Below are 22,429 nucleotides of genomic sequence, written 5' to 3' on the forward strand. Positions count from 1 at the left end.
TTTCATGAGAACCCCCAGGGATTGTCCGGCAGTATTGATCGCTGCGCCTGCGTCAGGCCAGGGCAAGACCACCGTCACCGCTGCGCTGGCGCGCCTGCACCGTAACCAGGGTCGCAAGGTCCGGGTCTTCAAGTGCGGCCCCGATTTTCTCGATCCGATGATTCTGGAGCGGGCGAGCGGGGCGCCGGTGTATCAGCTTGACCTGTGGATGATCGGCGCTGACGAAAGCCGTCGTCTGTTATGGGAAGCTGCTGGCGAGGCGGACCTGATCCTGATCGAAGGCGTGATGGGGCTGTTCGACGGTACACCGTCCAGCGCCGATCTGGCGCGGCACTTCGGTGTGCCGGTGCTCGGCGTGATCGACGGCACAGCCATGGCCCAGACCTTCGGCGCGCTGGCGCTGGGGCTGGCACGCTATCAGCCGGACCTGCCGTTTGCCGGTGTGCTGGCCAACCGTGTCGGCACGGTGCGGCATGCGCAGTTGCTGGAAAACAGCCTGACCGAAGGCCTGCGCTGGTACGGGGCGCTGTCGCGGGAAACCGGTTTCGAGTTGCCCAGCCGTCATCTTGGCCTGGTGCAGGCCGACGAACTCAACGACCTGGATCTGCGTCTGGACATGGCGGCAGCAGCGCTGGCCACCACTTGCGAAGTCGCGTTGCCGCCTGCGGTGACCTTCACAGCGTCGGACCCGGTGCAGATCGAACGGTCGCTCGATGGCGTGCGCATTGCCGTGGCCCGTGACGAAGCCTTTGCCTTTACCTACGGTGCCAGTCTTGATTTGCTGCGCGACATGGGTGCCGAACTGACGTTCTTCTCGCCGATCCGCGACAGCCATCTGCCTGAGGCTGACAGCCTCTATCTGCCAGGCGGCTACCCGGAACTGCACCACGTCGAGCTTTCAGCCAATACCACCATGCTGGCGGACATCAACGCTCACCATGCGGCTGGCAAACCCTTGTTGGCCGAGTGCGGCGGCATGTTGTATCTGCTGGATGCCTTGACCGACGTCGAGGGCGTACGCGCAGAACTGGTCGGCTTGCTGCCCGGTGAAGCCGCCATGCAGAAGCGTCTGGCGGCGCTCGCTCTGCAAGCGGTCGACATGCCTGAAGGCGAGTTGCGCGGCCATACCTACCACCATTCGCTGACCAGCACCGAGCTGGAGCCGATTGCCCGCGGTGTCAGCCCCAATGGCGGACGCGGTGCCGAGGCGGTTTATCGTAAGGGCCGGTTGACGGCCTCCTACATCCATTTCTATTTTCCGTCCTGCCCACAGGCGATTGCGGCCCTGTTCAAGCCATGACCGAACACGCGTTCAACGACGATGAGCGGGCGGCGGTGTACCGCGCCATCGCCGAGCGCCGCGACATGCGGCATTTCATCGGCGGCAGTGTTGCGCCGCAACTGCTGGCCCGTCTGCTTGAGGCTGCGCATCAGGCGCCCAGTGTGGGGTTGATGCAGCCCTGGCGCTTCATTCGTATCAGCGATCCGCAGCTGCGCAGCAAAATGCAGGCGCAGGTGGAAGAGGAGCGTATCCGTACGGCCGTGGCGCTGGGCGAGCGTACCGACGAGTTCATGAAGCTGAAGGTCGAAGGGATCAACGATTGCGCCGAAGTGCTGGTAGCGGCGCTGATGGAAGGGCGCGAGCAGCATATTTTCGGTCGCCGGACCTTGCCGGAAATGGACATGGCGTCGTTGTCCTGCGCCATCCAGAACCTGTGGCTGGCGTCGCGGGCCGAAGGGCTGGGCATGGGCTGGGTCTCGCTGTTCGACCCGGATGCACTGGCCGGACTGCTCGGCATGCCCGATGGCGCCAAGCCACTGGCGATCCTTTGCCTGGGGCCAGTGAAAGAATTCTACCCGGCGCCAATGCTGGTGCTGGAAGGCTGGGCGCAGGCGCGTCCGCTGAGTGAACTGCTGTATGAGAATCAATGGGGAGTGAGTCAATGAGTGTGGCGCTGTTGAGCGTAGCCGGAGTGGCGCTGGATGCGCTGCTCGGCGAGCCGAAACGCTACCATCCGCTGGTGGCGTTCGGGCGCTTTGCCAATCGCATCGAGCAGCGGTTCAACGGGGATGGTCGCGGCTGGCGCAGTCACGGCGTCACGGCCTGGTTCATCGCGGTGATACCGCTGACGCTGCTGATCACGCTGCTCAGCTGGCTGCCATTGATCGGCTGGCTGGTGGAGATTCTGGCGCTGTACTGCGCGCTGGGCATGCGCAGCCTGGGCGAGCACGTGCAACCGGTGGCGCAGGCCTTGCGCAGCGACGACCTGGACGAGGCGCGGCGTCGGGTCGGCTATCTGGTCAGTCGCCAGACCAGCGAGCTGGATGCCAATGAGGTTGCGCGTGCGGCCACCGAGTCGGTGCTGGAAAACGGCAGCGACGCGGTGTTTGCCGCGCTGTTCTGGTTCGTGGTGGCCGGTGCTCCAGGCGTCGTGCTTTATCGCCTGAGCAACACGCTCGACGCGATGTGGGGCTATCGCAACGAACGCTTCGAGCGTTTCGGCTGGGCGGCGGCGAAGATCGACGACCTGCTCAATTACATTCCGGCGCGTCTGGTGGCACTGACTTACGCGCTGCTGGGCAAAACCCGGCTGGCATTGCGCTGCTGGCGCACCCAGGGACCCACCTGGGACAGCCCCAACGCAGGTCCGGTGATGGCGGCGGGTGCGGGTGCGCTGGGCGTCGAACTGGGCGGTCCGGCGATCTATCACGGCGAACTGCATCAGCGTCCGCAACTGGGTGAGGGCGCAGCGGCCGATGCGGATTCTATCGATCGCGGCTGGGCGTTGGTGCAGCGCGGGGTCTGGCTGTGGCTGCTGGTGCTGTGCGTCGGGACTGAATTCTATGCTTGAGCACGGCGGACGGTTGCGCGCCGCGGCGCAGCATTACGGCATTGATCGCGCTCACTGGCTGGACCTGTCCACCGGCATCGCGCCGTGGGCGTGGCCCATCCCGGACATTCCCGCAAGCGCCTGGGCACGTCTGCCCGAAACCGACGACGGCCTGGAGTCGGCGGCCTGCGCCTACTACGGCGTCCCGTACCTGTTGCCGGTGCCCGGCTCGCAGGCGGCGATTCAGGCATTGCCACGGGTGCGTAGCCCCGGTCGGGTCGGGGTGCTCTCTCCGTGCTACGCCGAACACGCCCACGCCTGGCGCAAGAGTGGCTTTGTGGTGCGCGAAGTCGGCGAGCATGAAGCGGATTACTTTCTCGACAGCCTCGACGTGCTGGTGGTAGTCAATCCCAACAACCCGACCGGCCTGCACCTGAGCGCCGAGCGGCTGCTGGGCTGGCATGCGCGGCTGGCGGAGCGGGGCGGCTGGCTGGTGGTCGACGAGGCATTCATGGACAACACGCCGAGCCTGAGCCTGTCAGCCGAGACCTGGCGCATCGGTCTGGTGGTGCTGCGCTCGTTCGGCAAGTTCTTTGGCCTGGCCGGGGTCAGGCTCGGCTTCGTGCTGGCCGAGCCCGGCCTGCTCAGGTTGCTGGCGCAGGAAATCGGTCCATGGGCGGTGAGCGGGCCGACGCGCGTGCTCGGTCAGGCGTGTCTGAGCGATCGCGAGGGGCAGGCCCGGCAGCGAGAACGTACCGGTCAGGCACGTGACCGACTGGTGACGCTGCTTGAGTTGTACGGCTTTGCGCCGACTGGCGGCTGCGCACTGTTTCAGTGGCTGGTTACTCCTGAAGCGCAGGCGCTCTATGAATTTTGCGCCCGGCGTGGTGTGCTGTTGCGGCTTTTTGTCGGCGATGTTCCCGAAGCCTCCAGCCTGCGTTTCGGTCTTCCCTGCGACGAAGCCGACTGGCGGCGTCTGCACACTGTCCTGTTCGAATACCGCAAGGAATCCTCATGGCCACGCTGATGGTACAAGGCACCACGTCCGACGCGGGCAAAAGCACGCTGGTAACAGCGCTGTGCCGCTGGCTGACGCGACAGGGCATCAAGGTCGTGCCGTTCAAGCCGCAAAACATGGCGCTCAACAGCGCGGTCACCGACGACGGCGGCGAGATCGGCCGCGCTCAAGCGGTGCAGGCCCAGGCCTGCTTCCTGAAACCGCATACCGACATGAATCCGGTGCTGCTCAAGCCCAATAGCGACACCGGGGCGCAGGTCATCATCCACGGTCGCGCCGTCACCACCATGAATGCGGTGGCGTACCACGGCTATAAAGAGATCGCCATGCGTGCGGTGCTGGAATCGCATCAGCGTCTGGGCCAGCACTATCCGGTGATCATGGTCGAAGGTGCGGGCTCGCCCGCCGAGATCAATCTGCGCGCCAATGACATTGCCAACATGGGTTTTGCCGAAGCGGTCGACTGCCCGGTGCTATTGATTGCCGACATCAACCGTGGCGGCGTCTTTGCCCATCTGGTCGGCACGCTGGAGCTGCTGTCGCCCAGCGAGCAGGCGCGGGTCAAGGGCTTCATCATCAATCGCTTTCGCGGCGACATCGCCCTGCTGCAGCCGGGGCTGGACTGGCTTGAAGCGCGTACCGGCAAGCCGGTGGTCGGCGTACTGCCGTACGTGATGGACCTGCACCTGGAGGCTGAAGATGGCCTGGATCAGCGTCAGACCGACAAGGTCGAGCAGGTGCTCAATGTGGTGGTCCCGGTGCTGCCGCGCATCAGCAATCACACCGACTTCGATCCGCTGCGTCTGCACCCGCAGGTCAATCTGCAGTTCATCGGGCCGGGCCAGACGATCCCGTCCGCCGACCTGATCATTTTGCCAGGCTCAAAAAGCGTGCGCAGCGACCTTGCCTATTTGCGCGCCAACGGCTGGGAAGACGCCATCCAGCGACACCTGCGCTACGGCGGCAAACTGATGGGGATCTGTGGCGGATTGCAGATGCTCGGCGAGCAGATGCATGACCCGCTGGGTCTTGAGGGGGCGGCCGGCTCCAGTCCCGGCCTCGGCCTGTTGGCGATGAGCACGGTGCTTGAGTCTGAAAAGCAACTGCGTAACGTGCGCGGGCGGCTGACGCTGGAAGGTGCTGAAGTCAGCGGTTACGAGATCCACGCCGGCGTTACCACGGGGGCGGCGTTGGAACAGGCCGCCGTTCAGCTGGATGACGGACGTTACGATGGCGCGCAGAGCCCCGACGGGCAGATTCTAGGCACCTACCTGCACGGCCTGTTCGAGTCACCTGCGGCCTGCGGCGCGTTGCTGCGCTGGGCCGGGCTTCGCGATGTGCAGACGGTGGATTACCACGCCCTGCGCGAGCGCGACATCGAGCGTCTGGCGGATCTGGTGGAAAAGCACCTGGACGGCGGCTTGCTGCGTCAATTGTGCGGCCTGGAGGCGAACTGAAATGCTGCAATTGATCCTGGGCGGTGCACGCTCCGGCAAGAGTCGTCTGGCCGAGAAACTGGCCGCGCAATCCGGCCTGGAGGTGATCTATATCGCGACCAGTCAACCCCTGGATGGCGAGATGAACCAGCGGGTCGCCAGCCACCGTGCCCGACGTCCCGAGCAATGGGGGCTGGTGGAAGAGCCGGTCGAACTGGCCCGTGTTCTGCGGGAAACTGCCGCGCACGACCAGTGCCTGCTGGTGGATTGCCTGACCCTGTGGTTGACCAATCTGCTGATGCTCGATGACCCCGAGCGTCTTGCCCGGGAACGCGACGCGCTGCTCGACGGGTTGGCTGCGTTGCCGGGTGAAATCATATTCGTCAGTAACGAAACCGGACTTGGCGTCGTGCCGCTCGGTGAGCTGACTCGTCGTTATGTCGATGAAGCGGGCCTGTTGCACCAGGCCCTGGCCGAACGTTGCCAGCGCGTGGTGTTGACCGTGGCTGGCCTGCCTCTGACTTTGAAAGGAACTGCGTTATGAGTAACTCCTGGTGGCTTGAGCCCGCACAGGCGATCAACGCGGCGGTGCGTGAAGCCGCGCTGAACCGTCAGCAGCAACTGACCAAGCCGGCCGGTTCGCTGGCGCAACTTGAGCGGCTGGCGGTGCAGCTCGCAGGTCTGCAGGGCAGAGAGCGTCCGGCTGCCGATCAGGTGTGGATCGCCATTTTCGCTGGTGATCACGGAATCGTGGCCGAAGGCGTGTCGGCCTACCCGCAAGCCGTTACCGGCCAGATGCTGCACAACTTCGTCAACGGCGGCGCGGCGATCAGCGTGCTGGCGCGTCAGTTGTCGGCGCAACTGGACGTTGTGGATCTGGGCACGGTTCTGCCGATGGACCTGCCAGGCGTGCGTCATCTGCGGATTGGCGCGGGCACCGCCAACTTCGCTCAGGGCCCGGCCATGACTGCTGAGCAGGGCCACGCTGCCTTGCAGGCCGGGCGCGACAGCGTCTTGCGTGGCAAGGCGTCGGGGGCCGAGTTGTTCATCGGCGGCGAAATGGGCATCGGCAATACCACCGCTGCCAGTGCTGTGGCCTGTTCGCTGCTGGAGTGCGCCGCACAACTGCTGGTCGGCCCCGGCACCGGTCTGAACGCCGAAGGTATCGCGCACAAGACCCAGGTCATCGAACGTGCCCTTATGCTGCACGCCGAGCATGCCGGTGATCCGTTGCGCAGCCTGTTCAGCCTCGGCGGTTTTGAGATTGCCGCGTTGGCGGGCGCTTATCTGGCGTGTGCGCAGGAAGGCATCGCGGCGCTGGTCGACGGATTCATTTGCAGCGTGGCCGCGTTGGTGGCGGTGCGCCTGAATCCGTCGTGCCGCGACTGGCTGGTGTTCGGCCACCGAGGTGCCGAGCCTGGGCATCGCCATGTGCTGGAGATCCTGCAGGCCGATCCGTTGCTCGATCTGGGGCTGCGCCTGGGCGAGGGCAGTGGTGCGGCGCTGGCCGTGCCGCTGGTGCGTATGGCTTGCGAGTTGCACAACCGCATGTCGACCTTTGCCGAAGCCAGCGTCTCGGACCGTCCGGCATGACTCTGCATCTGGACCTTTTGCGTCATGGCGAAACCGAGTTGGGCGGCGGCATGCGGGGCAGCCTTGACGATGCGCTGACCGAACCCGGATGGCAGCAGATGCGCAGTGCCGTCGCCGAAGCCGGTCCCTGGGACCGGATTGTGAGTTCTCCCTTGCAGCGCTGTGCACGATTTTCCGAAGATCTGGCCGAACGCCTGGCGCTGCCGCTGCAGTTTGAGGCCGGCTTGCAGGAGTTGCATTTCGGTGACTGGGAAGGTCGCAGCGCGGCACAGTTGATGGAAACGGACGAGGAAGGGCTGGGCCTGTTCTGGAACGATCCTTATGCCTTCACACCGCCCAATGGCGAGCCTGTAATCGATTTCTCGACCCGTGTTCTGAACGCCGTGCAGCGCCTGCATCAGGCGTACGCCGGAGAGCGGGTGCTGCTGGTCAGTCACGGCGGTGTGATGCGTCTGTTGCTGGCGCGCGCGCGTGGTCTGCCGCGTGAGCAGTTGTTGCACGTGGTGGTCGGTCATGGCGCGCTGTTGTCGATCCGGGTCGCCGCTGATGGCGCTTTGACGGAGGCCTGACATGTTGCCGTTCTGGATCGCCCTGCAGTTTCTCAGCAGTCTGCCGGTTCGCCTTCCGGGCATGCCGTGCTCTGAGGAAAACGGTCGCTCGCTGCTGTTCTATCCGGTGGTGGGTGCGCTGTTCGGCATTGTGCTGATGGGCCTCGACGTTTTGCTTCAGGGCACGCCTTCGATGTTGCACGCCGCGCTGCTGCTGTGTGCCTGGGTGCTGTTGAGCGGCGCGTTACACCTGGACGGTCTCGCTGACAGCGCCGACGCCTGGCTCGGCGGTTTCGGTGATCGCGAACGCACCCTGACCATCATGAAAGACCCGCGCAGCGGGCCTATTGCCGTCGTGACGCTGGTGCTGGTGCTGCTGCTCAAGTTCACCGCCATCCTAGCGCTGATCGACAACGGTCACAGTATCGCGTTGCTGCTGGCCCCGTTGATTGGGCGCAGCGCGATACTGGGCCTGTTTCTGAGTACGCCTTACGTGCGCGCTGGCGGTCTTGGTCAGGCGCTGGCGGATCACCTGCCGCGCAGTGCTGCACGCCGGGTGCTGTTGATCAGCATGGCAGCTTGCGTTCTGCTGGCAGGCTGGTCAGGGCTGATCGCCGTGCTGGCGGCTATGCTCTGTTTTCTCTGGCTGCGCCAATTGATGATCCTTCGGCTTGGCGGCACCACTGGTGACACGGCCGGTGCGCTGCTTGAACTGCTGGAAGTGACCGCGCTGTTGGCGGTGGCGCTGCGCTGATTGCCACTCGGAAATCGCCCGATAACTGATTGACAGGCTCCAGCGCTGGAGCGTAATTTCGCCTCTATCCATTTACGGGTATATCCACGCATTTCGGTTTCGGGAGCACAACAATAATGACATCGGTCTGGCGTACCAGTGGCTGGATACTGCTCGGGAGTGCACTGATTCTCGCGTTGTCCTTGGGGACAAGGCACGGTTTTGGTCTGTTTCTCGCGCCCATGAGCGTTGACTTTGGCTGGGGCCGCGAGGTCTTCGCCTTTGCCATCGCCCTGCAGAATCTGATGTGGGGTCTGGCGCAACCATTTGCCGGTGCTCTGGCTGATCGTTTCGGTGCTGCCAAAGTCGTGTTCGTTGGCGGTGTGCTGTACGCGGTAGGTCTGTTGTGCATGAGCATGGTCGATTCACCACTGACCCTCTCCCTGAGTGCGGGCTTGCTGATCGGCATCGGCCTGTCCGGTACGTCGTTCTCGGTCATCCTGGGGGTGGTCGGACGCGCGTTGCCCGCCGAAAAGCGCAGCATGGGCATGGGTATCGCCAGTGCTGCGGGCTCCTTCGGTCAGTTCGCGATGCTGCCTGGCACGTTGGGGTTGATCGGCTGGCTGGGCTGGTCCGGCGCCTTGCTGGTGCTGGGTGTGATGGTGGCGTTGATCCTGCCGCTGGTGAGTATGCTCAAGGACAAGCCGACCGAGTCCGTCGGCATCCAGCAGACCCTGGGTGAAGCGTTGCGTGAGGCGTGCAGCCACTCCGGGTTCTGGCTGTTGGCGTTGGGTTTTTTTGTCTGCGGTTTTCAGGTGGTGTTCATTGGCGTGCATCTACCGGCGTATCTGGTGGATCAGCATCTGCCGGCCAAGGTAGGCACGACCGTGCTGGCACTGATCGGCCTGTTCAACATCTTTGGCACTTACACCGCCGGGTGGCTGGGCGGGCGCATGTCCAAGCCGCGTCTGCTGACCTTGCTGTACTTGCTGAGGGCGGTAGTGATCGTACTGTTTCTGTGGGTGCCGTTGAGCCAGACCACCGCTTACCTGTTCGGGGTGGCGATGGGCCTGTTGTGGCTGTCTACGGTGCCGCTGACCAATGGCACGGTCGCGACGCTGTTCGGGGTGCGCAATCTGTCGATGCTCGGTGGTATCGTCTTCCTGTTCCACCAGTTGGGCGCTTTCCTGGGCGGCTGGCTGGGCGGGCTGGTGTATGACCATACCGGGAGTTACGACTTGATCTGGCAAGTGTCAATTCTGCTCAGTCTGCTGGCGGCAGCCCTCAACTGGCCTGTGCGCGAGCGCCCTGTGGCGCGGCTGCAGGCGCAGGCAAGTGTAGTGTGAACAGGCAATGGCCGTTGATGGTGGCGCTGGTCTGCGGCGCCGCGGTGTTGGCGCTGGTCTGGTGGGCCTGGCAGTACGTGGGCCTGGCCGCGCTGCAACTGGGCATGGTCGCTTGCTAGGCAGAGGGCGCTTCTTGGGGTAGCGTATCGGCAGACAACCCAATCCATTCCGGGACGCCCTTTTGATGAATACTCGCCTGATATCGATGCCTTTGCTGCTGCTGGCGATGAGTGGCGCAGCGATGGCCGCCGACTGCCCGGCACTGCTGCAAGGGGAACTGCCCAAGCTGCGCTCCAAGGAAAACATCGACTTGTGCCAGCGCTACGCCGGCAAGCCGATGGTGGTGGTCAACACCGCAAGTTTCTGCGGCTTCGCGCCCCAGTTCAAAGGGCTCGAAGAACTCAACCAGCGCTACAAGAGCCAGGGCCTTGAGGTGCTGGGTGTGCCTTCCAACGACTTCAAGCAAGAAGCCAAGGACGGTGAAGAAACCGCCAAGGTCTGCTACGTCAATTACGGCGTAACCTTCACCATGACCGAGCCGCAGGCGGTGAGAGGTGACGACGCCACCCACCTGTTCAAAGTGCTGGCCGAACAGAGCAGTGCGCCGCGCTGGAACTTCTACAAGTATGTGGTGGATCGCCAGGGCAAGGTGATCGCCAACTTTTCCAGCATGACCAAACCGGACGATCCCGATCTGATCGCAGCGATCGAGAAGGCGATTGCGTCAAAGCCCTGATCAAGCCTGCTGAAAGGCAGTCGGGAAAGATTCGGCTGCTGCCGCTTTCTCAATTACGAGGCAGCAAAAAGCCCGCAATCCCTGAGGACGTGCGGGCTTTTTTCAGCCGGTTTTCAGTGGTTTATCAGAAGCGATAGGTGACCGATGTACCGACGCCGTGCGCAGTGTTGCGGAAGTCCGCGCTGTAGGAGCGTTTGGTGGCGCTGCTGTTGCGGATCTTGGCTTCGTCTTCACGCAGGTACGAGTACGCCACGTCGATGGTCAGATCGTCGGTTGGGCTCCAGCCAGCACCGAAGCTGACGATCTTGCGGTCGCCGGTCGGGATGCGTGGAGAGCGATTGACGTTGTTGGTCGGTGCCTGGTCGACGGAGAAGCCAGTGCGCAGTGTCCACTCCTTGTTGACCTTGTACGAAGCACCGATGGCGTGAGCCCAGGTGTCGTGCCAGTCCTGCTCTTCGGAGATGGTACCGATCGGGCCTGCCGAGCCACCCAGTTGTGGGGGAACGCCGTCGTTGTTGACGGTGATGTCGGTCAGGCGACTCCAGCGGGTCCAGGTGCTGCCTGCGTAGACAGTCCAGTTTTCATCGATCTGCTGGGTAATGGAAAAGTCCACCGACTCAGGCGTGGAGATGTCCAGCGAAGCGTCGTATTTCTGGCCGCCGAACGGACCGAAGCCGGAGCCTTCGATCTTGGTCTTGCCCTTGAGCTTGTAATCGACCTTGGAGTGGTAGGTCAGGCCCAGGCGCGTGGTGTCAGTGGCCTGTACCAGCACACCGACATTGAAGCCCAGCGCGGTGTCGTCACCTTCGATCTTCACCTTGCCGTCGTTACGGCCCGGCGTTGCGGCGTTGAGCGTGGAGGAGGTCAGCTCGCCGTCGATACGGTTGATCGTGGGGCCGAACCCGATGGATACCTTGTCATTGAAGGCGTAACTGACGGTCGGCTGAAGAGTCACGACCTGAACGTGGCTCTTGTCGCCCCAGTAACGGCCTGCGAAGCCGCTTTCGTAGTCGGTCACCAGACCGAAGGGGGCGTACATGCCCAGGCCGAAGGCCCAGTGATCATCGATAGGTTTGACGTAGTAGCCCATAGGCACGCCGACCACGGGGACCATGTCGCCGTCGTTGCTGCCGCCGAAGGTGCCACGGCCATTGTCGATATCGGTCTTGGCGATCACGGCTGCCGCGCCCACGCTGATCTCTTCGCGCTTGAGGCGGGACATGCCGGCAGGGTTGCCGAAGACGGTGCTGGCATCATCGGCAGACGACGAACGGCCGGCAAAACCGGTGCCCATGCCGCTGACGCTTTGTTCGTTAAGTGCGAAACCGGCAGCGAATAGCTGAGAGGAGGCCAGGCCGATGGCCAGACCCAACGTTGTCCTGTTCAGTGCTTTTGTCATTATTTTCATTATTAGAACTCCTTGTTGATCACCGGGCGGAAATTACCAACATTTTCGATGGCGCGCTATAGCCTAAAGTGCCCGAGATAGAGCTATTCTTGTAGGACAATCCATCTATCTTGCAGCGAACGCTGCCGATCTTCGAATTACAATGTTTCGCTCATGCCGATAAATACAGGGGCGCGACGCTGGCGTTCCAGCAGGCGACAAAATCTCTCAGGCGTCCCTGCGGCTGAAAAATATTTCTCCAGATTCTGGCCATTGCCAGCGGATCATCTTCAGCGGGCAGAACGGTGTTTCCGGCTTCGATCATCATCCAGGCGATGGCCGTGGAGTAGCGCAGGTTGACGGTCAGTTCCAGATGCGGTCCGCTGAGAAATGCATGCTGACTGGCCAGGCCGCGAACCCGGCTGGCCAGCTCGGGGTCCAGCGCCAGATAGTCGTCCCAGAGTCGCTGGTGACTGGGTTCGGGAATGCGGTAGAGGCCGTGTCCTCGGCGGCTGTCGAGAGCGGTGCCCAGCGAGGACTGGCTGGCGGCGATCCCCAGCAGGAGTGACTCGGCGCAGTGGCTGCGGCGGTCGAGATAGACCAGGGTCGGACGGATCACGTGACGGCATAATTCTATGGCTGCAATACCCATAATACTGTCGGCGCTCGTAAGGGTGGCCGGAGGCTCCTGATGCACGGTGACGGTAAACAGGGCAGGGCTGCCGGAAGCGGTCTTGAGCCGCTCGAGTTGAAGTGTAGTGTCAAATTTGCAGTGTAAAGGCCTGTTTTTAAATTGTTTGCCTCGTCGTCGATAACCGGATAGATCGGTTGGCGATTAGCCAGACGGCCGGGCGTGAAGCCGAGACAATAAAAAGCCCCGCTTGTGAGGGCGGGGCTTCGGGCTTGCGGTGTGGCGTTCGTCTTAAGCGGTCAACGCCTGACGGGTACGCTCGATCACGGCCTGCAGCGGTTCGGCGCTGGCGTATTGATCGGGGTACAGGCGTTCGCTGTGGCGGGCGATGCCGTGCTCGTTGACGATGGTGAAGCTGAAGCAGCCTTTGCGGGCGGCCATGATCAGGCAATTCATAGGGGCAAAAGCGTTGGTCAGAGTATGAATGGCGTGTTGGGTCTGGTTATGGTGAGTCATGTAGGTGTTTCCTGAATCAACACGGAACAATACCGTGCATAAATAAAGATTCCAGTAAACGCGGGCCGGCATTGGGTAATTAAAGCCTGGCGGGGCGAAGAACCTGACTGGAACAAGACAGTCAGTTGAAGCGCGCTTTATCGTATGGCGCTCTGGCTGGCTGGTAGGTACTTAGGAGGGCAGGCAACACAACAGGAGCAAAGGTTCGACGCTCCGGGTGAAGATCCTGATCAATTGCAGGCTGGTTGAAGCAGAACATGATAGCCGTAACTGCAACGCCGCCAAGGTGGCTCACGAATGCGAAAGGGTCATGCCTGGAAACCATCGAGGTGGTCGATCCCTTGTAGCCAGCATTCTCTTCCACTGGAAAGAGCTAACACTGGGGGACTTGTCGACCGGAATTGATTTTCAGCTTGGTACTAACGGCGGCTATGCTAATCAGGTTGGCAATGGATTGCAAGGGTGCATGCAAAATAATCACGCTACCAGTGCCCGGCGATTCGGTAGATCAGAACCGTGGCAGCGGCGACCATCGAGCAGCCCAGCACGTAGGCCGCGACCGTCAGGCGGCGAGACTCGCGGCGCTCGATGGCGCGCATGATGTCGCCCACTTCGTTGATCCGGCCATTGCTCAGGTCGTTGCAAATGATCAGCGCCATGGCAATTGCCGACAGCAGGATGGTGTAGGCAAATACGCCCCCGTCCGGGGGCGGCAGCACGATGCTCACGCCGATGGCGATGGCGCAGACGGCCAGCAGCAGCACGAACAACTTCATGACTTCTTTCATCGTGTCCCTTCAACGTGGCAAGCATGAACGGCCGCGTGGCGCTTTCAGGCTCGATTGGACAGCGGCGAATGTATTTTGTCGCATACCTGATTGCGAGGTGCCAGGCAGGGGAAGGAAAGTGCGCGTCCGATCCTCTTTTTTGCCGCTCGAAACAGCCCTGAAACCCGTATGCCTGTTGAGAAACCGATGCATTTGCGCGGTCGCTGCCAAAGGTTTGAAACACGCCAGAACCCGGTCGTTTCAGAGTTGTGCACATTAGCGTCACAAGCTGCCACATCACTGTCACATGCATCGCTAAGGGTTTGATTTCTGATGGTGAATTATTAAGTCAATGAAAAACATCGTTTTTTTAAACTGGTGAAAAAATCGTCAGTTTGAGCGCAAGCCCCACCCTGTCTGCGTTTGAGAGAGTTAAAGGGGTGTTGTCCACTGAGTTATCCACAGCTTCTGTGGATTGTCCCGATCCAGAATGACACAGAATTGAGAGTGTGCCTGACACTGAAAGCGAGTAGAATCTCGTCCCCCGATTTGACCCTGCGCTGTCGCTTCGACCTCTGCCCAAAGCGCTACTACTGCTGCACCCTCTATTTTTCTCAAGGCTTTACGCATAATGCGATTGGCATTCAATCGGCACGTAGGGAGTCGTTATGGCATTTGACCTGAACAGCCTGCTGCTGGGCCTTGGCGCCGCAGCGTTGCCGTTGCTGGCGTGGGTCTGGCACTTGCAGCGCCGTTTGTCTCGCCGCGAGGCCGATACGGCACTGCTGGACGAGCGTTTGAGCATGGCGCAGATGGCGCAGGATGGCCTCAATGCGCAACTCGATGCCTGTCGTGACGAGATCAGCGATCTTGGCCAGGCCAATGCCGCCAAGCAGGCGGATCTGGCCGCCCTGCGCCGTGAGGTCGAGTTGTTGCGGCAGGAGTGCGACAACGCGCGGGATGTCGCCCAGAGCTGGAGTCAGGAACGCGCCACAAAGGAGGTCGAGCTGCGCCGCCTGGACGCGCAATGCGCCGCATTGGGTGCCGAACTGCGTGAGCAGCAGGACAGCCATCAGCAGCGCCTCAATGATCTGCAGGGCTCACGTGACGAGTTGCGTGCCCAGTTCGCCGAGCTGGCAGGCAAGATTTTCGATGAGCGCGAGCAACGTTTCGCCGAAACCAGCCAGCAGCAGTTGGGGCAATTGCTGACGCCTCTTAAGGAGCGCATCCAGTCGTTCGAAAAACGCGTCGAGGAAAGTTATCAGAACGAAGCCCGCGAGCGGTTTTCGCTGGCCAAGGAGCTGGAGCGTCTGCAGCAGCTCAACCTGCGCTTGAGCGACGAGGCCACCAACCTGACGCGGGCGCTCAAAGGGCAGAAAACCCAGGGCAACTGGGGTGAGCTGATTCTGGAGCGGGTGCTGGAACACGCCGGTCTGGAAAAAGGCCGGGAATATCAGACCCAGGTCAGCCTCAAGGGGCCGGACGGCGAGCGCTTTCAGCCTGACGTGCTGATCATGCTGCCGGGCGACAAGCAGGTGGTGGTCGACGCCAAAGTCAGCCTGACGGCTTATCAACAGTATGTGTCGGCAGACGATGAGGTGATCGGTCAGGCAGCACTGAAACAGCACGTGCTGTCGCTGCGCAATCACGTCAAAGGGCTGTCGGGCAAGGATTACAAACGACTCGAAGGCTTGCATAGTCTGGATTTCGTGTTGCTGTTCGTGCCCATCGAGGCGGCGTTTTCCGCAGCGCTGCAGGCCGAGCCGAATCTGTTTCAAGAGGCCTTCGACCGCAACATCGTGATCGTCAGCCCTACCACGCTGCTGGCCACGCTGCGCGTTATCGACAGCCTGTGGAAGCAGGAACGCCAGAGTCAGAACGCTCGCGAGATCGCCGAGCGCGCTGGCTGGCTGTATGACAAGTTCGTCCTGTTCATTCAGGATCTGGACGAAGTGGGCAGTCGGCTTCAGCAGTTGGACAAGGCGTATTCGGCAGCGCGCAACAAACTGACCGAAGGCCGCGGAAATCTGGTCAGTCGCAGTGAGCAACTCAAGCTGTTGGGCGCACGTGCCAGCAAGAGTCTGCCACCCGATCTGCTGGAGCGTGCGATGACCGATGATGACGGTCTGGTCCGGTTGCCGGATTGATTCGTCAGTCCGGGCATTGCCGTCCGTCGCAAAGGCTGGATGGAAAACCGCACAGCTGTCACATTGCCCATATCGGGAAAATTGTTTTCCTTAATGCTCGGCGAATCGACCACATGCTTCTATGATCTCTATTGAGTGATCAGCACAGGTTGGTTGCCGCGTTTTCCCTGAAGGGGGCTTTATGAACAGCAAACTGCAAGACTGGCTCCATGATCTGGGTGTTGCGCTGGGTCTGATCGAGCGACCAAAGCTACAGCCCATTCCGGTTCGTACTGACGACTCGCGTCGCCGCCCGCGCCGATAGGTTTTACCGGCCAGCGTTGTCGCAAGGGCAGTGCAGGACGCTACATCACCGGGGCGCACCCGCGTCCCGATACGAACCCATACGCTCAGCGCCGCCAAGGGGCGTGTCGATCGGTTTTCCTCTCGTTTTCTCCATCTTTCGACGACTCTTGCTGCATGAGCAGAATCAGGTCCACGACCATCGGCAATGACAGGTGTTCGGGTTTATGGATGGCGCGTTTGCGGATGAATTCCGGAAATTCGAAGTTGAATTCGCTGCCCAGCTGACTGAAGAGCGTTTCCACATCTTCGTCATCCAGCACCAGGTCCTTGAAGGTGGCGTCATCGCGGATCTCGGCTTTGTCCACCAGAATCACGCCCAGCGCGTCCAGCACCCTTTGTTTGATTCCCTCGCGATTCATGAGAACCCCTGACGTTGATCGTGATGATCCAGCAGGGGGACTTCATGTCACCAGCCCTGTGCATTGAGGCTAGCTCAAATCTCAAGCGCAGCCGCTGATTGCTCCGGCGCAAAGATGTCGAGTTGTTTAAACTGCGGCGTTACTCGACAGGCGGCACGCTTTGTCGGTCGAGCTTTCTGTCACCGAGTCCCGAGCGAGCAGTGTTGATCCGATGTCCCGAGCCCGATGTGAACGTTGCCTGCGGCCTGTCCGATACTGCCTGTGTGCGTTGATTCCGCAACTGGACAGCCGCACTCGGGTGCTGATTCTGCAACACTCCAGCGAGGTGGGGCACGCGCTGAATACTGCGCGTCTGGCGGCGCTCGGGCTGATCAATGCGCAGTTGCGGGTCGGTGAAGTGTTCGATGACCTGGACACATTGCTCAGCCTGTCCGGTTATCAGGCCCGGCTGTTGTTTCCCGGCGAAGGCGCTCAGTCGCTGGTGCGCGAGCCGCAGGGAGCGCTGCCCACATTGTTGGTGGTACCAGACGGCACTTGGCGCAAGGCGCGCAAGCTGCTGCACCTCAATCCGGCGCTGGCAGCCTTGCCGCGAGTGACGCTGGACGACGCGCCGCCGTCCCGCTATCGCTTGCGCAAGGCACCGGGTCCTGATGCCCTGTCAACGCTGGAGGCCATTGTTCATGCGCTGCAAACGCTGGAAGCACCTGCGTCCTTCGAGGCGTTGCTCAAGCCGTTCGATGCCTTGATAGACGCTCAGATTCAAGCGATGGGAGAAGACACTTACCAGCGCAACCATGGCGACCGGTCGGCATAAGTAAAACAATTGGCTGCGATAACCCTGCGCAGCTGTAACTGTCGCTTTGCGGATCAGCGCCTAGAATTAGACGTCTTGTCCTGTCTTTCGGAATGCCCGATGCATATCTCTTCTGGCCGCTGGGTGTATGGCCTCTGCCTTGCTCTGTTGACGGCTCTGCTCTGGGGCATTTTGCCCGTCAAACTCAAACAGGTCCTGCAGGCAATGGATCCGGTGACCGTCACCTGGTTCCGGCTGTCCGTATCCGGAGCCGTGTTGTTCGTCTGGCTGGCGTCGGTCAAGCGTTTGCCCAGCTTCACGCTGCTCGGGCGCAAGGGCAAGGTGCTGGTGCTGCTGGCGGTGCTGGGACTGGTGGGCAATTACATGCTGTATCTGGTCGGTCTGCGCATGCTGAGCCCTGGTACGACACAACTGCTCATCCAGATCGGACCGATTCTGCTGCTGATCAGCAGCATTTTTCTGTTCAAGGAGCGTTTCAGCATCGGGCAGGGGATAGGTCTGGCCGTGTTGTTGATCGGCTTCGGGCTGTTCTTCAATCAGCGGCTGGTGGAGTTGCTGACGTCGTTGAGCGAATACACCACCGGCGTGCTGATCGTCCTGCTCGCGTCGCTGGTCTGGACCTTTTACGGTTTGAGCCAAAAACAACTGCTGACCGTTTGGAACTCGCTGCAGGTCATGATGGTGATCTACCTGTTCTGCGCGTTGTTAATCACGCCGTGGGCACACCCTGCCGAGGCGTTGCAGTTGAGTCCATTGCAGGGCTGGCTGTTGCTGGCCTGCTGCCTGAATACACTGGTGGCCTACGGTGCCTTCGCCGAAGCGCTGGCGCATTGGGAAGCGTCACGGGTGAGTGCGACACTGGCCCTCACGCCCTTGATCACGTTGGCATCGGTGGCTATTGCGTCGTGGTTGTGGCCGGCGTATGTGCAGGCCGAAGAGATCAATGCGGTGGGATACGGCGGTGCGCTGCTGGTGGTCCTGGGGTCCGCATTGACGGCGTTGGGGCCGTCGCTGGTTGCCGGGCTGCGGGCCAGAAGAGCGAGGCTGGCGCAGGCGTAAAACCGATTGACGCCCGTTTCAGCGTTTGCCCAGCGCCAACGCATGATGCAGCCACTGTTGGCGCTGTTCTTCGCTTGAGGTGCGAACCGGCGCGAACTCGGTCAGGCGCCGGGTCTTGACACCGCAGAAGCCGAGAATGGTGCGGATCATCTGTCGATGCGCAGGCGCCCCATAGATCCAGTGAAAATAGCGGGGCGGGGTGTCCATGGTCACCAGCAGCTCCGCAGTCCTTCCTCTAAGCAACTCATTGGACGGATGCCTGCGACCATGGGCCTTGAAGGCGAACCCGGGCGTCAGCACCCGATCGAAAAAACCGGTCAGCAGCGCTGGCAGACCGCCCCACCAGACCGGATAGACGAACACCAGATGCTCGGCCCAGTGGATCTGACGCTGGGCTTCGAGCAGGTCGTGTTCCAGCGTCTGGCTCTGTTCGTAACCATTGTGCAGCACAGGATCGAAGTCCAGCTCCCCCAGTTTCAGGATCCGGACCACATGGCCTTCACTGCGCGCGCCCTGTGTGTAGGCCTCACCGAGCGCGTGGCACAGGCTGATGGTCTTGGGCGTGCCATAGACCATCAGAATGCGTTTGCCGCTGCCTTCCAGTGGCGTGGCGCCACTTTTGGCATCAGCCATTGCTGCCAGCCTCGAGCATTTTGTCCGGGCGCACCCAGGCGTCGAACTCCTCATCCGTCAGATAACCCAGTGACTGCGCCGCTTCACGCAGGGTCAGCCCCTCGCCGTAGGCCTTCTTGGCAATCTGCGCCGACTTGTCGTAGCCGATGTGCGGATTGAGCGCAGTGACCAGCATCAGGCCGCGCTCGAGGTGTTCGGCCATCTTCTCGGCGTCCGGCTCCATCCCGGCGATGCAGTGTTCGTTGAAGTTGCTGCAGCCGTCGGCCAGCAGACGGATCGATTGCAGGATGTTGTGAATGATCACTGGCTTATAGACGTTCAATTGCAGGTGGCCCTGGCTTGCAGCGAATCCCACGGTCACATCGTTGCCCATCACCTGGCAGGCAAGCATTGACAGCGCTTCGCACTGCGTCGGGTTGACCTTGCCGGGCATGATCGAACTGCCGGGTTCATTGGCAGGCAGCCTGACTTCGGCCAGCCCGGCACGCGGGCCGGAACCCAGCAGACGCAGGTCGTTGGCGATTTTCATCAGGGTGCCGGCCAGCGTCTTCAGCGCGCCAGACAGCGCGGTCAACGGTTCGTGGCCCGCGAGTGCGGCGAACTTGTTGGGCGCAGTGACGAACGGCAGACCCGACAGCGCGGCCAGTTCTGCGGCCACGGCTTCGGCGAAGCCTTTCGGCGAGTTCAGACCGGTGCCCACGGCCGTACCGCCCTGGGCCAGTTCGTAGACCGCAGGCAGCGTGGCGCGAATGGCTTTTTCCGAGTAATCCAGCTGCGCGACGAAACCGGACAGTTCCTGACCGAAGGTAATCGGCGTTGCGTCCATCATGTGTGTGCGGCCGGTCTTGACCAGCTTCATGTGTCGGGCCGACTGTTCGGCGAGTCCGGCGGACAGCTCGGCAATGGCTGGCAACAGCTTGTCTTTGACGGCCTGAGCGGTGGCGATGTGCATTGCGGTCGGGAAGCAATCGTTGGAACTCTGCGAACGATTCACATGGTCGTTTGGATGAACGGGCGACTTGCCGCCTTTGCCCTGGCCGGCCAGTTCGTTGGCGCGTCCGGCAATAACCTCGTTGACGTTCATGTTGCTCTGCGTGCCACTGCCGGTCTGCCAGACCACCAGCGGGAACTGGGTATCATGCTGCCCGTCCAGCACTTCGTCGGCAGCTTGTTCGATCAGGCGGGCGATGTCGGCGGGCAGGTCACCATTGCGGTTATTCACGCGTGCGGCGGCCTTCTTGATCAGCGCCAGGGCGTGCAGCACCGGCAACGGCATATGCTGATCCCCAATGGCAAAGTTGATCAGTGAGCGTTGGGTCTGGGCTCCCCAGTAGGCGTCTTCGGGGACTTCGATCGGGCCGATGCTGTCGGTTTCTGTGCGGCTCACTGTGCTTACTCCTTTAAGTGCATTGCAGGGTTAGGCGTCCATATGGGAACAGGGTTCCCATTCATTGCTTTTTAACCGCTCGGCGAGCCGGGGGTTGAGCCAAAAGCCCACATAAGCGCAGAATGGTCGGCCCTGGGGTAATGCCTCGTTTGCTAGATAAGGAAACTCGATGACCCGTCTTCGTGCCATTTGTACCGCGGTAGCTCTGGTCTGTGCCAGTGGCCAGGTCCTCGCTGACACCGCCAGTCACAACGCGAGCGCCGAAACGTTCCTGAAGCTTGCCAACGCCGATCGCCTGGGCGCTCCGGTCTACGCCCAAGTGCAGCAGATGTTCGCCCAGCGCTTCGCCGAAACCAAGGCACCTGCCTCGAAAAAGGCCTTGCTCGAAACCTATCAGGCCAAAGCCAACACTGCTCTGGATCAGGCCATTGGCTGGAACAAGCTGAAGCCTGAAATGGTCAAGCTCTACACCGCCAACTTCACCGAAAGCGAGCTCAAGGACCTGGTTGCGTTCTACCAGTCGCCACTGGGCAAGAAAGTGATGACCAAAATGCCTGAGCTGGCCCAGCAATCCGCCCAGCTGACTCAGGGCAAGCTGGAGAGCGCAGTGCCGGTCGTCAACAAGCTGCTCGCCGACATGACCGCCGAACTGGAACCTGCCAAGGCAGCGGCTCCGGCTCCGGCCAAGAAGCCTTAAGCGAATCCCGTCATGACTATGCAAACACGTATCGAATCGGCGCTGGCGCTGCTGCAGCCGCATCACCTGCAAGTGCTCGATGAGAGCCACATGCACAGTCGCGGCGAGCAGACGCACTACAAGGCCATTCTGGTCAGCGACCAGTTTGAGGGTCTGAACTCGGTCAAGCGTCATCAGAAGGTGTACGCCACGCTGGGAGCGCTGATGGGCGAGTTTCATGCCTTGGCCTTGCACACCTACACGCCTGAAGAGTGGGCCAGGACCGGCGCAGCGCCGGCCTCGCCGACCTGCGCTGGCGGTCATTGATCCCGTTCGGGGCGATGATGACGGTGGTCACGCGGTCGGGCCGTTGATGTAAATCAATCTCCCGACCTGCCTGTACAACTCCGGTTTTGCTAGAATCCGCACCGCGCCGCCTGGCCGGTGCGTTTTTTCGTTCAGAATTTATTGTCCGGTAGGCCCTTTGCGAGGGTCGCCACCTGGAGAGATACATGACTCAAGAGCCGATGACTCAGCCGATCGTCGTGGCCGCGCTATACAAATTCGTCACCCTCAGCGACTACGTCGAGTTCCGCGAGCCGCTGCTGAAGGCCATGGTCGACAATGGCATCAAGGGCACATTGCTGATTGCCGATGAAGGCATCAACGGTACGGTATCCGGCAGCCGCGAGGGCATCGACGGCCTGTTGGCCTGGTTGCGCAGCGACCCGCGGCTGGTCGACATCGACCACAAGGAATCCTACTGCGACGAGCAGCCGTTCTATCGCACCAAGGTCAAACTCAAGAAAGAGATCGTGACCCTGGGCGTCGAGGGCGTCGACCCCAACAAGGCCGTGGGCACCTATGTCGAGCCCAGGGACTGGAACGAGCTGATCGCCGATCCCGAGGTCCTGCTGATAGATACGCGCAACGACTACGAAGTGTCCATCGGTACCTTCGAAGGCGCCATCGATCCCAAGACTACGTCCTTCCGCGAGTTTCCCGAGTACATCAAGGCGCACTTCGACCCGGCGGTGCACAAGAAGGTCGCGATGTTCTGCACCGGCGGCATTCGCTGCGAAAAAGCTTCGAGCTACATGCTGGGCGAGGGCTTCGAAGAGGTGTATCACCTCAAGGGCGGCATCCTGAAATACCTGGAAGAAGTGCCGCAGGAAGAAAGTCAGTGGCGCGGCGACTGTTTTGTCTTCGACAATCGTGTCACCGTGCGCCATGACCTGACCGAAGGCGACTACGATCAGTGTCACGCCTGCCGTACTCCGATCAGCGCCGAAGACCGCGCCAGCGAGCATTATTCGCCCGGTGTAAGCTGCCCGCATTGCTGGGATTCGCTGAGCGAGAAAACCCGTCGCAGCGCTATCGACCGGCAGAAGCAGATCGAACTGGCGAAGGCGCGCAACCAGCCTCATCCGATCGGTCGCAATTACCGTCTGCCATCCGAGGCCTGAG

Annotated in this window: 26 protein-coding genes; 19 read left to right on the forward strand and 7 right to left on the reverse strand. The window is 61.5% G+C overall.

All coding sequences use genetic code 11. The annotated features are described in order from the left end of the window. Positions 1 to 4: 4 nt before the first annotated feature. The 12 genes from BZK31_RS19750 to BZK31_RS19800 all read left to right on the forward strand — a co-directional run bounded on the left by BZK31_RS19750 (position 5) and on the right by BZK31_RS19800 (position 10,241). Complete coding sequence (locus tag BZK31_RS19750; RefSeq protein ID WP_083184675.1) at positions 5 to 1,300, forward strand: cobyrinic acid a,c-diamide synthase CobB; 1,296 nt, start codon at positions 5 to 7, stop codon at positions 1,298 to 1,300. Further along, positions 1,297 to 1,947 carry a 5,6-dimethylbenzimidazole synthase gene (bluB, locus tag BZK31_RS19755; protein ID WP_083184677.1) on the forward strand — a complete coding sequence of 217 codons (651 nt, stop codon included), beginning with the start codon at positions 1,297 to 1,299 and terminating at the stop codon, positions 1,945 to 1,947. Before BZK31_RS19750 ends, bluB begins: the two co-directional genes overlap by 4 nt. Continuing rightward, the gene (gene cbiB, locus BZK31_RS19760) at positions 1,944 to 2,852 is read left to right on the forward strand and encodes an adenosylcobinamide-phosphate synthase CbiB (protein WP_083184678.1); all 909 of its coding nucleotides are present in this window, start codon (positions 1,944 to 1,946) and stop codon (positions 2,850 to 2,852) included. The genes bluB and cbiB overlap by 4 nt, the downstream gene beginning before the upstream one ends. Next, positions 2,845 to 3,858 (forward strand): threonine-phosphate decarboxylase CobD, encoded by a 1,014-nt coding sequence (gene cobD, locus BZK31_RS19765; protein WP_083184680.1) that lies wholly within the window; start codon positions 2,845 to 2,847, stop codon positions 3,856 to 3,858. Before cbiB ends, cobD begins: the two co-directional genes overlap by 8 nt. Next, positions 3,846 to 5,306 (forward strand): cobyric acid synthase, encoded by a 1,461-nt coding sequence (locus BZK31_RS19770; RefSeq protein ID WP_083184682.1) that lies wholly within the window; start codon positions 3,846 to 3,848, stop codon positions 5,304 to 5,306. Before cobD ends, BZK31_RS19770 begins: the two co-directional genes overlap by 13 nt. A 1-nt stretch (position 5,307) precedes the next feature. Further along, the gene (gene cobU, locus BZK31_RS19775; RefSeq protein WP_083184684.1) at positions 5,308 to 5,829 is read left to right on the forward strand and encodes a bifunctional adenosylcobinamide kinase/adenosylcobinamide-phosphate guanylyltransferase; all 522 of its coding nucleotides are present in this window, start codon (positions 5,308 to 5,310) and stop codon (positions 5,827 to 5,829) included. Beyond that, a complete protein-coding gene (cobT, locus tag BZK31_RS19780) occupies positions 5,826 to 6,878 on the forward strand; it encodes a nicotinate-nucleotide--dimethylbenzimidazole phosphoribosyltransferase (RefSeq protein WP_083184685.1) in 1,053 nt (350 codons plus the stop codon). The genes cobU and cobT overlap by 4 nt, the downstream gene beginning before the upstream one ends. After that, positions 6,875 to 7,447 (forward strand): alpha-ribazole phosphatase family protein, encoded by a 573-nt coding sequence (gene cobC / locus BZK31_RS19785; RefSeq protein ID WP_083184687.1) that lies wholly within the window; start codon positions 6,875 to 6,877, stop codon positions 7,445 to 7,447. Before cobT ends, cobC begins: the two co-directional genes overlap by 4 nt. Before the next feature lies 1 nt (position 7,448). Further along, on the forward strand, positions 7,449 to 8,180 hold the full coding sequence (locus BZK31_RS19790) for an adenosylcobinamide-GDP ribazoletransferase (RefSeq protein WP_083184689.1): 732 nt from the start codon (positions 7,449 to 7,451) through the stop codon (positions 8,178 to 8,180). A 116-nt stretch (positions 8,181 to 8,296) separates the two neighbouring features. Continuing rightward, positions 8,297 to 9,505 (forward strand): MFS transporter, encoded by a 1,209-nt coding sequence (locus BZK31_RS19795; protein WP_083184691.1) that lies wholly within the window; start codon positions 8,297 to 8,299, stop codon positions 9,503 to 9,505. Then, positions 9,502 to 9,624, forward strand: a complete 123-nt coding sequence (locus BZK31_RS30295) for a hypothetical protein (protein WP_279628814.1) — start codon at positions 9,502 to 9,504, stop codon at positions 9,622 to 9,624. The genes BZK31_RS19795 and BZK31_RS30295 overlap by 4 nt, the downstream gene beginning before the upstream one ends. A 65-nt stretch (positions 9,625 to 9,689) precedes the next feature. Then, positions 9,690 to 10,241, forward strand: coding sequence for a glutathione peroxidase (locus BZK31_RS19800; protein WP_083184693.1), 552 nt, complete (start codon positions 9,690 to 9,692; stop codon positions 10,239 to 10,241). Positions 10,242 to 10,365: 124 nt separating this feature from the next. Here BZK31_RS19800 and BZK31_RS19805 read toward each other — a convergent pair whose 3' ends face one another. The 4 genes from BZK31_RS19805 to BZK31_RS19825 all read right to left on the reverse strand — a co-directional run bounded on the left by BZK31_RS19805 (position 10,366) and on the right by BZK31_RS19825 (position 13,563). Next, positions 10,366 to 11,649, reverse strand: coding sequence for an OmpP1/FadL family transporter (locus tag BZK31_RS19805; protein WP_083184695.1), 1,284 nt, complete (start codon positions 11,647 to 11,649; stop codon positions 10,366 to 10,368). Between the two features lie 151 nt (positions 11,650 to 11,800). Continuing rightward, a complete protein-coding gene (locus BZK31_RS19810) occupies positions 11,801 to 12,280 on the reverse strand; it encodes a hypothetical protein (RefSeq protein ID WP_083184697.1) in 480 nt (159 codons plus the stop codon). 270 nt (positions 12,281 to 12,550) lie between these two features. Continuing rightward, positions 12,551 to 12,775 carry a hypothetical protein gene (locus BZK31_RS19815; RefSeq protein ID WP_083184807.1) on the reverse strand — a complete coding sequence of 75 codons (225 nt, stop codon included), beginning with the start codon at positions 12,773 to 12,775 and terminating at the stop codon, positions 12,551 to 12,553. Between the two features lie 482 nt (positions 12,776 to 13,257). Beyond that, the gene (locus tag BZK31_RS19825) at positions 13,258 to 13,563 is read right to left on the reverse strand and encodes a hypothetical protein (protein WP_083184699.1); all 306 of its coding nucleotides are present in this window, start codon (positions 13,561 to 13,563) and stop codon (positions 13,258 to 13,260) included. A gap of 761 nt (positions 13,564 to 14,324) precedes the next feature. Between BZK31_RS19825 and BZK31_RS19830 the strand changes: the two genes are divergently transcribed. Further along, positions 14,325 to 15,689, forward strand: a complete 1,365-nt coding sequence (locus tag BZK31_RS19830; RefSeq protein WP_167378060.1) for a DNA recombination protein RmuC — start codon at positions 14,325 to 14,327, stop codon at positions 15,687 to 15,689. Between the two features lie 181 nt (positions 15,690 to 15,870). After that, positions 15,871 to 15,993: a PA1414 family protein gene (locus tag BZK31_RS30300; protein ID WP_102136517.1), complete on the forward strand. Its 123-nt coding sequence runs from the start codon at positions 15,871 to 15,873 to the stop codon at positions 15,991 to 15,993. A gap of 85 nt (positions 15,994 to 16,078) precedes the next feature. On the opposite strand, the gene BZK31_RS19835 is transcribed toward BZK31_RS30300, so the two are convergent. Beyond that, positions 16,079 to 16,393, reverse strand: a complete 315-nt coding sequence (locus tag BZK31_RS19835; RefSeq protein ID WP_083184703.1) for a hypothetical protein — start codon at positions 16,391 to 16,393, stop codon at positions 16,079 to 16,081. 211 nt (positions 16,394 to 16,604) lie between these two features. Between BZK31_RS19835 and BZK31_RS19840 the strand changes: the two genes are divergently transcribed. Next, positions 16,605 to 17,207 carry a tRNA-uridine aminocarboxypropyltransferase gene (locus tag BZK31_RS19840; RefSeq protein ID WP_083184705.1) on the forward strand — a complete coding sequence of 201 codons (603 nt, stop codon included), beginning with the start codon at positions 16,605 to 16,607 and terminating at the stop codon, positions 17,205 to 17,207. A gap of 99 nt (positions 17,208 to 17,306) precedes the next feature. Beyond that, a complete protein-coding gene (locus BZK31_RS19845; RefSeq protein ID WP_083184707.1) occupies positions 17,307 to 18,266 on the forward strand; it encodes a DMT family transporter in 960 nt (319 codons plus the stop codon). 18 nt (positions 18,267 to 18,284) lie between these two features. Here the strand turns inward: BZK31_RS19845 and BZK31_RS19850 are convergent, their stop codons facing one another. After that, positions 18,285 to 18,899 carry an NAD(P)H-dependent oxidoreductase gene (locus BZK31_RS19850; protein ID WP_083184709.1) on the reverse strand — a complete coding sequence of 205 codons (615 nt, stop codon included), beginning with the start codon at positions 18,897 to 18,899 and terminating at the stop codon, positions 18,285 to 18,287. Continuing rightward, positions 18,892 to 20,286, reverse strand: a complete 1,395-nt coding sequence (locus BZK31_RS19855; protein ID WP_083184711.1) for a class II fumarate hydratase — start codon at positions 20,284 to 20,286, stop codon at positions 18,892 to 18,894. The genes BZK31_RS19850 and BZK31_RS19855 overlap by 8 nt, the downstream gene beginning before the upstream one ends. 169 nt (positions 20,287 to 20,455) lie before the next feature. On the opposite strand from BZK31_RS19855, the gene BZK31_RS19860 reads away from it, so the two are divergent. The 3 genes from BZK31_RS19860 (at position 20,456) to trhO (ending at position 22,428) form a co-directional block, all read left to right on the forward strand. After that, positions 20,456 to 20,983, forward strand: coding sequence for a DUF2059 domain-containing protein (locus BZK31_RS19860; RefSeq protein ID WP_024688982.1), 528 nt, complete (start codon positions 20,456 to 20,458; stop codon positions 20,981 to 20,983). Positions 20,984 to 20,995: 12 nt separating this feature from the next. Further along, a complete protein-coding gene (locus BZK31_RS19865) occupies positions 20,996 to 21,289 on the forward strand; it encodes a BolA family protein (protein ID WP_083184712.1) in 294 nt (97 codons plus the stop codon). Between the two features lie 200 nt (positions 21,290 to 21,489). Further along, the gene (trhO, locus tag BZK31_RS19870; RefSeq protein WP_167378062.1) at positions 21,490 to 22,428 is read left to right on the forward strand and encodes an oxygen-dependent tRNA uridine(34) hydroxylase TrhO; all 939 of its coding nucleotides are present in this window, start codon (positions 21,490 to 21,492) and stop codon (positions 22,426 to 22,428) included. Position 22,429: the final 1 nt, after the last annotated feature.

It is taken from the genome of Pseudomonas floridensis, assembly GCF_002087235.1.
Taxonomy (GTDB): Bacteria; Pseudomonadota; Gammaproteobacteria; order Pseudomonadales; family Pseudomonadaceae; genus Aquipseudomonas; species Aquipseudomonas floridensis.

Bases quoted from the DNA above. Each gene is read 5' to 3' on its own strand.
- BZK31_RS19750 (WP_083184675.1), top strand. From the start codon at position 5: ATGAGAACCCCCAGGGATTGTCCGGCAGTATTGATCGCTGCGCCTGCG.
- bluB (WP_083184677.1), top strand. From the start codon at position 1,297: ATGACCGAACACGCGTTCAACGACGATGAGCGGGCGGCGGTGTACCGC.
- cbiB (WP_083184678.1), top strand. From the start codon at position 1,944: ATGAGTGTGGCGCTGTTGAGCGTAGCCGGAGTGGCGCTGGATGCGCTG.
- cobD (WP_083184680.1), top strand. From the start codon at position 2,845: ATGCTTGAGCACGGCGGACGGTTGCGCGCCGCGGCGCAGCATTACGGC.
- BZK31_RS19770 (WP_083184682.1), top strand. From the start codon at position 3,846: ATGGCCACGCTGATGGTACAAGGCACCACGTCCGACGCGGGCAAAAGC.
- cobU (WP_083184684.1), top strand. From the start codon at position 5,308: ATGCTGCAATTGATCCTGGGCGGTGCACGCTCCGGCAAGAGTCGTCTG.
- cobT (WP_083184685.1), top strand. From the start codon at position 5,826: ATGAGTAACTCCTGGTGGCTTGAGCCCGCACAGGCGATCAACGCGGCG.
- cobC (WP_083184687.1), top strand. From the start codon at position 6,875: ATGACTCTGCATCTGGACCTTTTGCGTCATGGCGAAACCGAGTTGGGC.
- BZK31_RS19790 (WP_083184689.1), top strand. From the start codon at position 7,449: ATGTTGCCGTTCTGGATCGCCCTGCAGTTTCTCAGCAGTCTGCCGGTT.
- BZK31_RS19795 (WP_083184691.1), top strand. From the start codon at position 8,297: ATGACATCGGTCTGGCGTACCAGTGGCTGGATACTGCTCGGGAGTGCA.
- BZK31_RS19800 (WP_083184693.1), top strand. From the start codon at position 9,690: ATGAATACTCGCCTGATATCGATGCCTTTGCTGCTGCTGGCGATGAGT.
- BZK31_RS19805 (WP_083184695.1), bottom strand. From the start codon at position 11,649: ATGAAAATAATGACAAAAGCACTGAACAGGACAACGTTGGGTCTGGCC.
- BZK31_RS19810 (WP_083184697.1), bottom strand. From the start codon at position 12,280: ATGGGTATTGCAGCCATAGAATTATGCCGTCACGTGATCCGTCCGACC.
- BZK31_RS19815 (WP_083184807.1), bottom strand. From the start codon at position 12,775: ATGACTCACCATAACCAGACCCAACACGCCATTCATACTCTGACCAAC.
- BZK31_RS19825 (WP_083184699.1), bottom strand. From the start codon at position 13,563: ATGAAAGAAGTCATGAAGTTGTTCGTGCTGCTGCTGGCCGTCTGCGCC.
- BZK31_RS30300 (WP_102136517.1), top strand. From the start codon at position 15,871: ATGAACAGCAAACTGCAAGACTGGCTCCATGATCTGGGTGTTGCGCTG.
- BZK31_RS19835 (WP_083184703.1), bottom strand. From the start codon at position 16,393: ATGAATCGCGAGGGAATCAAACAAAGGGTGCTGGACGCGCTGGGCGTG.
- BZK31_RS19840 (WP_083184705.1), top strand. From the start codon at position 16,605: ATGTCCCGAGCCCGATGTGAACGTTGCCTGCGGCCTGTCCGATACTGC.
- BZK31_RS19845 (WP_083184707.1), top strand. From the start codon at position 17,307: ATGCATATCTCTTCTGGCCGCTGGGTGTATGGCCTCTGCCTTGCTCTG.
- BZK31_RS19850 (WP_083184709.1), bottom strand. From the start codon at position 18,899: ATGGCTGATGCCAAAAGTGGCGCCACGCCACTGGAAGGCAGCGGCAAA.
- BZK31_RS19860 (WP_024688982.1), top strand. From the start codon at position 20,456: ATGACCCGTCTTCGTGCCATTTGTACCGCGGTAGCTCTGGTCTGTGCC.
- BZK31_RS19865 (WP_083184712.1), top strand. From the start codon at position 20,996: ATGACTATGCAAACACGTATCGAATCGGCGCTGGCGCTGCTGCAGCCG.
- trhO (WP_167378062.1), top strand. From the start codon at position 21,490: ATGACTCAGCCGATCGTCGTGGCCGCGCTATACAAATTCGTCACCCTC.